Annotated in this window: 12 protein-coding genes; 3 read left to right on the forward strand and 9 right to left on the reverse strand. The window is 36.1% G+C overall.

The annotated features are described in order from the left end of the window. Positions 1-161: 161 nt before the first annotated feature. The gene (locus DYY65_RS09865; protein WP_162477792.1) at positions 162-512 is read right to left on the reverse strand and encodes an FUN14 domain-containing protein; all 351 of its coding nucleotides are present in this window, start codon (positions 510-512) and stop codon (positions 162-164) included. 286 nt (positions 513-798) lie between these two features. Between DYY65_RS09865 and DYY65_RS09870 the strand changes: the two genes are divergently transcribed. Then, entirely contained in the window at positions 799-1,188 is a 390-nt protein-coding gene (locus DYY65_RS09870) for a hypothetical protein (RefSeq protein ID WP_162477793.1), read from the forward strand. A gap of 645 nt (positions 1,189-1,833) precedes the next feature. Here the strand turns inward: DYY65_RS09870 and DYY65_RS09880 are convergent. The 4 genes from DYY65_RS09880 to DYY65_RS09895 all read right to left on the reverse strand — a co-directional run bounded on the left by DYY65_RS09880 (position 1,834) and on the right by DYY65_RS09895 (position 4,452). Beyond that, positions 1,834-2,022 (reverse strand): hypothetical protein, encoded by a 189-nt coding sequence (locus DYY65_RS09880; RefSeq protein WP_162477795.1) that lies wholly within the window; start codon positions 2,020-2,022, stop codon positions 1,834-1,836. A gap of 897 nt (positions 2,023-2,919) precedes the next feature. Continuing rightward, the gene (locus DYY65_RS09885; RefSeq protein ID WP_162477796.1) at positions 2,920-3,111 is read right to left on the reverse strand and encodes a hypothetical protein; all 192 of its coding nucleotides are present in this window, start codon (positions 3,109-3,111) and stop codon (positions 2,920-2,922) included. A 7-nt stretch (positions 3,112-3,118) separates the two neighbouring features. Further along, complete coding sequence (locus DYY65_RS09890; RefSeq protein ID WP_162477797.1) at positions 3,119-3,946, reverse strand: DsbA family protein; 828 nt, start codon at positions 3,944-3,946, stop codon at positions 3,119-3,121. Positions 3,947-4,284: 338 nt separating this feature from the next. Continuing rightward, positions 4,285-4,452 carry a hypothetical protein gene (locus DYY65_RS09895; RefSeq protein WP_162477798.1) on the reverse strand — a complete coding sequence of 56 codons (168 nt, stop codon included), beginning with the start codon at positions 4,450-4,452 and terminating at the stop codon, positions 4,285-4,287. A gap of 143 nt (positions 4,453-4,595) precedes the next feature. On the opposite strand from DYY65_RS09895, the gene DYY65_RS09900 reads away from it, so the two are divergent. Continuing rightward, complete coding sequence (locus DYY65_RS09900; RefSeq protein ID WP_162477799.1) at positions 4,596-4,892, forward strand: winged helix-turn-helix domain-containing protein; 297 nt, start codon at positions 4,596-4,598, stop codon at positions 4,890-4,892. A 515-nt stretch (positions 4,893-5,407) separates the two neighbouring features. Further along, a complete protein-coding gene (locus DYY65_RS09905; RefSeq protein ID WP_236561780.1) occupies positions 5,408-6,967 on the forward strand; it encodes a DNA-directed DNA polymerase II small subunit in 1,560 nt (519 codons plus the stop codon). Here DYY65_RS09905 and DYY65_RS09910 read toward each other — a convergent pair. From DYY65_RS09910 to DYY65_RS09925, 4 genes are all read right to left on the reverse strand, one after another. Further along, entirely contained in the window at positions 6,945-7,664 is a 720-nt protein-coding gene (locus DYY65_RS09910; RefSeq protein WP_370519353.1) for a Cdc6/Cdc18 family protein, read from the reverse strand. The genes DYY65_RS09905 and DYY65_RS09910 overlap by 23 nt on opposite strands. A 23-nt stretch (positions 7,665-7,687) precedes the next feature. Further along, positions 7,688-8,146 (reverse strand): AAA family ATPase, encoded by a 459-nt coding sequence (locus DYY65_RS09915; RefSeq protein ID WP_162477801.1) that lies wholly within the window; start codon positions 8,144-8,146, stop codon positions 7,688-7,690. Positions 8,147-8,691: 545 nt separating this feature from the next. Next, entirely contained in the window at positions 8,692-9,453 is a 762-nt protein-coding gene (locus DYY65_RS09920) for a helix-turn-helix domain-containing protein (protein ID WP_162477802.1), read from the reverse strand. Positions 9,454-9,504: 51 nt separating this feature from the next. Further along, positions 9,505-9,873 (reverse strand): hypothetical protein, encoded by a 369-nt coding sequence (locus DYY65_RS09925; RefSeq protein WP_162477803.1) that lies wholly within the window; start codon positions 9,871-9,873, stop codon positions 9,505-9,507. Positions 9,874-10,395 lie beyond the last annotated feature (522 nt).

Here is a 10,395-nt window from a genome sequence, read left to right on the forward strand (position 1 = left end):
CCACGATGCAAATCACAAGGTGGAATTAAAACCTCTTATCACGTTACGTCCTAAATACGGGATGCGTATGAAATTAGAGCGAAGAAGGAGGTAGCTAACGTATACGTTCATTGGAACATCAAAATTGTGCCCTACTAGTTTTTCCATTATCATTAATCTGATTAACCCTTTCTTAATCCCAACAAAAGTCCTGGCATGAATCCAAACGCAGCTGCAACTGGGAAGCCTGCAACTGCTTCTACTGTAATTGAATGTGCTGCAAATTGAGATGCTGTATTATTTAATGCGTGTCCTACCTGTCCTGCTACATTAGTCAGTGTGGTCTTTGTCGCATTCTCCAATTCTATCCATTTTACATCTATCCATCCTTTGTATGATAGATAGGAGAGACCAACTACAAACAATCCAATAACTACTGCTGCTATTTTCATTACTTTCTTAAGGGCGTATCCTGCTACTGCACCAAATATGAATCCACCACCTGCTGAAAATACTAGGTTTTCTATCGACAAGTTATTAGTTACCTACCAATGAACAAGTCAATCTACCCGCTTTTTGTTTATTCATATTTAGACTTGGCTAACACTTAGCTTTTGTGGTCGTGTGTGACTAAAATATAATACCTCATATCGTAAAGTGAGATTTCATATTTTCATTTAGACCGATGCTACCTGATCTCTTTATTTTTATGTCTCTATTTCAACCTCCACCATGTGACCATACATATACAATTAAGTTACACAAAGTTTTAGTAAGACATAACAGATTACACTTATAGTCTGAGGTATAGTAGCAAGCATGACTCAAATATATTTGATAAGTGCTATTTTTATCGCAGCAACATTTCTGGTAATGAATACACCCAATATGACAATGGCTTATAGTTGTAGTAGTGCATCGAGTACACCAAAGACAAGTGTTCAAACAGGCGTAAGTGGTAGCTCAGGCAGCTGTTCTACCAGCACAAGTGCCTCAAATAGCCCTTCTCTCCACTTTGTTGGAAATACCGCAGATGGTCCTAATAAAATAACAGCGATAAGTGGTTTTGCAGGCCACAGCAGTACACAAGGGAGTGCATCGTCAAGTTCAGGCGGTGCACAGTCAAGCTGCTCTTCTACGACTGTAACCACTTCTGGTGGTGTCACATTGACTCAAAGTACTACCTCGAAGCTAGGGCCCTGTCCCTAATCTTTCTTTTAGATTCATCGATATGGCACCAGGTGAACTCGGATTTCAAAACTTTATTGATGTCATGTCTATGAATTTTATCACGAAATGAAATGCCCCACTTGTGATGCTGTAGGATTAATTGAATGTATGTATTGTATGCAAGATGTTTGCCCTAGTTGTGATTATGAACATTGGTTGGGGTGTAGATAATGGAATGGAGTAAATACATAGTAGTCAAATTTGTTCTCAATCGGATAGAAGTGACTCTAGTATTTTAAACTCCCTTATCTAAATAATACTTATTAAATACATAAGCAAATGGGACCAATTGGTTCTATTCCTCTACTGTTTATTTGGCACTGGTCACTTTATCTCCAGTTGAAACCTAAACCATACGACATGACATTTACAATAATTAAGTATCCAAAATAGTAAATAGAATGTCTCTATTATATTGTAGGTAATATGTCTCTTCCATATTCCGAATCCGAGGCGGAGGGATACACATGCAAGGTTTGTGGGCGTACTTTCTTGAAAGCACGATCACTTGCAGCACATATAGAATCAGAACATCCTGAAGCAGAGCAGCCTGAGATATTTTAGTATAGAAACCAACAGCAACTAGAATTAGCATTATCAGTAATGATATCTAAATGTCGTTACCTAGTTTTTGAAAACCAAAGCTTTAACGGTGGATAATGCTAATACAATACTATACGCAGCTGATTCCACCATCATTACATTAGATGCCGGGGCAGCTACATTCCAGCCATAATGCATAAAGCTGGAGGGGTCCTGGGTGCGGGGAGCTATCATTCCCACTATACCCGCACAGCCAGGGTGTACCCTCATTGAGACAAGACCGCTGTCCCTTCGACGCGTCTCCTGTGAGAAGGGGCGCGTCCTTGCGCTTTCGTTTATCTTCTACCTTGTACAATTAAAGCACACTGGTATTCACTGTTTGATAAATTATCCAATCGCATCCTATAAATCAACTAAGGAGGAATGAAAAAGGAAGGGGCAGGGAAATGGAAAGGGAAGAAAATGAAAACTCTATCATGTCAACCGAGAAATTCTTTGAAGACAATTCTCATCAAAAATGACAACCATTATCATCTCATACTAAAGTCCATGTTATCCTATCATTGATAAAAGACGATACAATAATGAGAATGGCAGCGGGACTTTTTACTATTGCAAGATACATCCAAACATTGAGTACATAAACCTAGAATCAATTGAACATCATTGTAAGTATAAAGATCCTACACTGCATAAATCGGAGATCTTAAAGTCTCAATCCTAATCAAAATTTTAGTCTCGTTAGCAATAGTTGAAGATAGGTAGAGAAAATTAAGTAAGTCCTAGGTAATTCCTCGCCAGACTGATATGGGACTTTATCGGCTATCCTGACACCATTTTCTTTTCTATAAGCTTGATCAATTCTATTCTTAGTTTGTAGGCATTGTCGATTATTTCTACATCAGTGTACGCTAGTATTGATTGTAATTTTTGTTTCTTGTTATGATCTACAAGTAAGAATTCAAAATTTATTGGAAGTTTATAGTGAGTGAGTTATCAGCATCATAAAAATAACTATACTAGTAGAGATGCAAGAAAGATAGACAGATATAGTAAGGCATATTCGATGAAAATAACTTCTACGACCACACTAACTAGACTAGGTCAAGTTTATCTCTATACCATCAAACCCGTACCTATGATAAAAAGGTATGCTACAATAATTTATCATGTGACTAGCTGCTGTCTTCTTTCAATTTCCTGCAATCTTGTTGATAATACTACAAGTTGATCTGATAATTGTGATATAGCATCATCCTTTAGCTTGTCATGATTTCTTAGGGATTGGTTTATCTCTTCTAATTCCTCTACCTTACTTTGTATATCTGTACTTCGAATGTGAGTCATATCTCTTTCCATACCTTTCCTATCCTCCAAGCTCTTTGTCTATAACAGCTTTGAACTCTGGAAAAGGTTGTGGCCCTAATAGTTGCTGAGGATTTGAACCATCGCTTTTTATTATGATAAAGGAGGGGGTTTGTGTAAAACCTAAGGAATGTGCCAGGGCCAAGTTAGCTTCAATAAAGGGTTTGTACCTTTGGCTATCAAAGCATGAGTTAAACTTTGCCGTATTCAACCCAGGGATTTCAGATGCAAACTTTTTGAGATTTTCTTTACTTGCCCATCCAGAATCAATTGGCCCTTGATTTTTATAGAGCAAATTATGATATTGCCAGAACTTTCCCTGGTCGTTAGTGCATTGAGCAGCCAGAGCCGCTGGGAACGAATCAAAACCACGATTAGGCAAATGTTCAAACACTAATGCAGCTTTTCCTGTTTGAACGTATGTTGAATTTATCTGCGGTTCTGTTGATTTTACAAACCTATCACACAAAATACATTGTAGATCACTAAAATCAATTATAGTAATGGGGGCAGTGGTGCTACCTTGATGAGGTTGTCCCTCTTTAATTAGAGTAGACAATGATAGCTCTGTATTTCCCTGACTTTGTGTTTGCGCATAAGCATAGGATAGCTTATAGGGAACAATTGGAGATGAGGGAGTAAATGACAATGATGCTTGTGCTGCAGAAGACATGATAGCAGCAATTATGAATATAGTTGTTAATGATATGCTAACTTTTCTCCCGATATTTTCATAAGATTTTAGGTTGGCCATTAAATAGTAGATTCTTTGGAAGTTCTTTTTCTCTATGAGAAATTCCTTATATTGACTAGGAGTAGCAGTAGTCAAGTAAAACACCATTATACTAAAGAAATAAAAATAAATAATGTTTAGTGGATGCATAACTATCACTGGCGATTTTGACTCTAGCTGGTGTTTGTTTTATAAGTTAAACGTAGTATAATGCCTTCATTTATCATAGTTAAAAGCGATGGTTCAAATCCTCAGCAACTATTAGGGCCACAACCTTTTCCAGAGTTCAAAGCTGTTATAGACAAAGAGCTTGGAGGATAGGAAAGAAAGAGATGGGTAACGCTAAGGATTTGTAGCGAACTTTGGTTACTACTCAATAGGTGCCACCATCTTCCTCGAGTTTTTCTTGTCTTCGGTCTCGTAGTACCACAATTTTATTTCTTCTTAATGGTCTTAAGATACTGTCTCATTGATTCTACGATGAGAGATGTTACTGTCGTTTTCATATCTATAGCCAGATGTTTGAATTCATCAAGAAGTTCAGTAGGAACCTTCATTGTAGTTTTTGTTTCGTTATCTTCTAACGTTTCATCGTCTTCCATATCTTGTTAATATATACACCCATATTTATTTGTGCTTTAGCACATTAACCTTCTGAGTATTAGGAAAGATCAATTTGCCGATATAATAGCGTCTATCCGTGTTGGGGTATAGACTTATATATGCAGAGCATATTGATATACGTATGAAGTATAGAGATAAAATCGAAATACTTGCACAGATTCTAGAAAGTGCTAACGGCCATAGGGTTAGGCTGACGAAGATAATGTATGATACATTTCTTCCACACAGCATGGCTAAAGAATGTCTGGCACTTCTTATAGAAAAAGGCCTGATAAAATATCTGGACGGAGAAAAAATATTTACAACTACGGAAAAAGGTCTGAATTTCCTGTGTGTTCATAATAGATTGCAAGAATTAATTCCACCCCCTGGAAAACTGCAGAAGGGAAGAGAAATAGAAATATTTTCATATCTTTAAGTGTGGACATCAGGAATTAACATTACTAAAAGCGAGTAGACAGCAAAAATCTAAAAAGGCGATATTAACAGGATTAGCTAGCAGTAGCAGCAGTCACAAAGAATCACTCATCATCTCAGCAATCATAGCCAGTAGAAATTGGAAACCGCTCCTAAAGTTATATGATACTTATTTGATTCTTGTACTCATAGTGATTTGATATTATACAGATCTATTAGCACTATTCCGATGGTTTGAATGGGGTTTTATTCCAAAATAGATTATATTTAAGCTCATTCCAAATTGACATGAAAAACTGGCATCAGTGGTTTAAATGAATTAAAGTAAGAATCCTTTCAGATTGCTTGTGTTTATATCTTCTAGTTAGGACCAAAATCCTATAATTGCTCCTACTCTTCCTGCCTATTACTATTGAAGGAGGAATGGTATATTTCCTCTAATATAGGTATTATTAAAATTTTTGGTTATCGGAGAAATACAATTAAGCATGGGAGTCATAATTAAATGGTAATACGTTGTCTATTCAAAGAGGAATATCTAGTGCATTATCTTTTGCAATTAGTATGGGCTATCAAATACATCCTGATGCCTTTGCAATGCTCAAAGGACTTGATATCGATATTTTGAAGACTGTCCAAGACATAGTCAAAATGAAAATTAAAAACAAAGAAAATACTTCCATCATAGTTGAAGATATCAAAAATTTGATTAATCCTAGAGGTAATGTCTCTAATGGCAATAGTTTTAATAATACGATACTCAATTCCACATCAAGCATTGTAGACGTTACATCTGGGCAGCATTCCTTCAAAGTGATTTCAGATCCCACTGCCAATATTAATAGCGGAGAGGGCATTAAGGGCTATACATCACTTTTCCGGAGTCGTTTTGAGAAATCACTTCGTATATTGGCATTACGTCCAGACAGTAAACGTATCACCAAAATTTCATCTATAAGACATAAATCCAACAGCTCAAAGTTAAGAAAATCTTTCGACGTGAATTTGGAAATAAATAAAAAAACCTCCGTTGTAGCAGGCCTCCTAATGTCCAAACGTTCAAAGAAGAATGGTTTGGAGATGATGATTGATGATTACAGTGGAATGCTAAGTGTACTTGCAGTCACTGAAGAACTGAAGAGACAGGCCTCTATACTGGCTCTTGACCAAATGATCATGGTAGAATTAGATGATAGTAACAAAAAAGGGGCACATGGATTTATGGCAAAGAGTTTAGTTTCCCCAGACATTCCTGACCATCTCCCCAATAGATCAAATTCGGAATCATATGTAGTCTTGATTTCAGATCTTCATGTTGGTAGTAAGTACTTTCTAGAAGTAGAATTTCTTAGATTTTTGAACTGGCTCTCATCAGCTGATGAAGACATAGTAAGTAGAATCAAATTCCTCTGTATAGGGGGAGACTTGATTGATGGCATTGGAATATTTCCTAATCAAGAAAAAGAATTAATCGAAACAAATGCCAACAAACAAATGGATCATGTAAGTGATTTGCTTGCTAAAATTCCTAAACATATTAAAGTTTTTGTTATTCCAGGGAACCATGACCCAGGGAGAAGAGCCTTGCCGCAACCGGCGCTGCCAAGAAAATATTCTGATAGATTATATTCTTTTGAAAATTTCACTATGCTAGGGAATCCTAGTTTAATAGAGCTGGACGGTGTAAAAGTATTGATGTATCATGGACAAAGTTTGGATGACATCATTGCTACAACACCTGGTCTGAGCTACTCAAAGCCGGCAGAAGCAATGAAGATATTACTTAAGGCACGTCACCTATCCCCAATATACGGGGAACGCACACCTATAGGACCAGAACTCGAGGATATGATGGTAATTACTGATGTGCCAGATATTCTTCATTCAGGACATGTGCACAGTATAGATGTCCAAAATTACCGCGGGACTTTGATAGTTAATTCAGGTGCCTGGCAGGCGCAGACTAAATTTCAACAGACTATGGGTATTATTCCAAGCCCCGGGATTGCAATTGTAGTTAATCTGTCCAATCTTCAGCCATTTCAGATGAATTTCAATCTGCCAGATCCAACGTAGAAAGAGAAGGGTCATCTTTGCTGACAGTAAGAGTCGGGATTGTAATCTTTATCCTCTGCGATCTTCCGTAACGTCCCTTGCTCACCACATCACTTGTTATTAGACCTAGCTGATCTAGCTCACTTATTATTTGTGTGATACGGCGTTGTGTTAGAGGCTCGTGTTCAAAATTATTACATAGTGAGGAATAAATATCATATACTTCACCTGTATTTCCATTCTTTGATTTCATTATCGCCAGTATTACTATTTTAGTATGGGTAGTTGAATTTTTCAAAACTTCATAATTGGTATCCTTTTCGATCTTTTCTAGTGCAAATCGGACATGCCTTTCTTCTACACCATTTAATCTCTCTCTTTCAGCGATTTCTGCAGCAACCCTAAGCAAATCGATTGCTTTTCTTGCATCACCGTTTTCCCTTCCCGCCATTGCTGCGCATAAATTTATTACTGCACTAGAAACGACATCATCGTTAAATGCAAGCTTTGCTCTATCTGCCAGGATTTTTTGCAATTGTTCTACTTTATATGGATTAAATACCATCTCTTCTTCACTCAGGCTACTACGAACACGCGGATCTAGCTTATCCTTAAAAGTAAGACTATTAGATATGCCAATTAAACTAATAAAACCACCAGACATTTGCTCATTTGCCCTAGTGAAATTATATAATATATCATCGCCATTTTTATCCACAAGAGAATCGACTTCATCAATTATCAGCACAACATGGAGTTTTTGAAATCCAAAATCCTGTCTGTCGCTTCTCCCATCGATAGGCCTGTAAAATGTACTTGTAATTTCTTTTCCTCCTCTCTGTTAATTCCCATATTCTCTGCAATTTCATACAGAACCTTGTAGCCTGTGTTAGCAGTTTTCGCGTTAACAAATGGCACCGTAACTTCTATTCCAAGTTCCTTAGCCTTCTGATGTAACCGTTGAACTACATTTTTTATTACAGCTGTCTTTCCAGTGCCTGGTTTCCCAAACAATAGCAAATTTGACGGTCTAGCGCCCTTTAGAACCACAGATAAGGTTTGCGCAATTGTTTTTGTCTCCTCATCTCTGAATGGGAGTTTAGCAGGGACATAGTCTATAGTCAGAGTCCGCCTGTTTTTAATTAAAGTCTTTCCAGATACAGCTTTTTCAAATATACTATCGAGTAGATCATCACTCAATTCAAAACGCTCCTATTATCCCAATCATGCAAACACATACACATACACACCCCTATGTTTCCTTTCTAACATAACTAAGGACATTTAAGATAAAGTTATCATCTTAACACGTTGTTAATAATTCGCTTTTAAAGATCAAAATCAACTTATATTAATTATTTGATTAATTCTTTCCAATTTAAACTAGGACATATGAGTATGCATGTGGAATCGAAATAGTGGGGTGGGGCATTACATGAAAAGGCTTCACTTTAACATGATGTTAACAATTGTGTTTATGGGAACCTAAAAGGGGCACCTAAATACCCCTCTATTTCCACTGGAGTGTTATAATTCGACTTAACAACGTTAACATGAATGGTTTAACCCCTTTATTTCCACTGCAACCCTAAATAAGGCAATATTATAAAATTATCATAATAAAGAAGTTTAATCGTTAAGATGCTATTGGGTCATCTCATGAAAAGTTAACAAGTCAATTTTTTTTGTTAAAGTGTTAACTGTTAAGCAGTTATCCGATATTTTTAATACCCGAATAACTTGATCTATTGAGGAAAATTTTGGGGATTACGAATATTGGCCTGGGTCTGAGCTACTGCATTATGAAGCATCAGATCTCTACGTCCAGTCTCAGTTATATGATATTTGAATGGCTTATTCTTGTCATCCCTGACCACTAAGTTCCTTTCATATAACTTTCTCATAAGACGGGATGTATGTTCTCGCGTCTTTCCTATCTCTATTTGAATCTCCCTTGAGGTTCTAGATCTTTGAGCCAATAAATTCAAAATTAGATCTGGGGTAGACGATTGACTCTGATAATTCATGTCGTGATTAGTACTGATCATATCATCTGCTGTGATGTTATTTGGTATCACGCTGCTTGTAACTAAGAGCGATTTGTTCTCATGAATTTGCGATTTAGGTTGCGATATTACTTCATTGTTGTGAGATCGCGATGGAGGATCTTCTTCTGATTGTGATATTCCAGTGGATTCCTGCTGAAAATTGTGACCAGTTCCGGTGCTAGCTTCATCTAAATGTCCAGTTTGGTTACGCTGGGTCAAGAGCAATTCTATCTTGTCAATTTTGAATCTCAATTCACCAATTCCTTTATCATAACTTTGAAGTCTACGTGTATATTCGTATACAATAGCTTCAACTACAGCATGATCGGGTCGATGCTTTAATTTACTAATGGGGTCCTTAATTTTTATATAAATAAACATGCTACACATACCAATCACAAATGAAGGTAAAAGATACATCACAAGATTCCAATCTAGGTTAAACACTCCTATATTCATATCACAGAAGTTATAATAACCAGTGATATTAACGTTATATGTGTGATTGATTTATACTTTTGACATTCTTTTAATTAATTGATCAATCACTGACATCACATTTTGTGCTCTGGGATTATCATTATTACCTGTTTCCTTATATAATATCACATTTAGTTGTGATGCTAACCTTTCTAATATATGAAACGCCTCTTCATCAAGAGCACTAATAGAATACAATAGAATAATACTATAAAGCAATCTAGTTATCTTTATTTTACATTGCTTTACTTGCCTATAATATGCCCCTGAACTTATATTTTCAATCGTCCGTTCACTGGCTAGTCGTTTAGAAATAATATCTATTTGTCTACTAGTAAATAGAGAATTTGCAGTAATTTGCCTATAAAATGTATTAGAATTATAATTCCGCTGTTCCATTATAACTATACAATCTTGTATAGTATTTTCAGGTATTAAAGATATTGTACCTTCCAAAGAAAGATAATAGTTGAGATAATTCAATTAAAATGTGCTACTTTTTGACTGGTAAATTTTCTAAAGCTATAGAATTTAGTTTTGCTTATATACTAAATTTCTCTCAGTTGTTATCATATTCTCAGGATTAAGTTAGTCTATATTTATTTGGATAAGTTGGCTTCCTACTGAGAATATCTTTAATAAAATAGAGATTTATCTAATAATTTGAAGTGTTTCATTACATACAAGAAGATGCATATTCTGAACCATACACTTTTATCTCCCAGAACTCAATTCTTGGTTTTCTATGATAATAGGAATTAGTGGATAAGTTCGAGCTGATGTTTGTATGGCAATATGCTTATTACGTACAGCCTATCTGATCTAATAAAGTATAATACATTCATGAAATTACTTGAATTAATCGGTCTTAGAGATTGGTACGTTAAACCAGGGCAGGAAAAGGATAAGATATTTGAGGAT

The organism is Nitrososphaera sp. AFS (assembly GCF_009898475.1).
Lineage (GTDB): Archaea > Thermoproteota > Nitrososphaeria > Nitrososphaerales > Nitrososphaeraceae > Nitrosopolaris.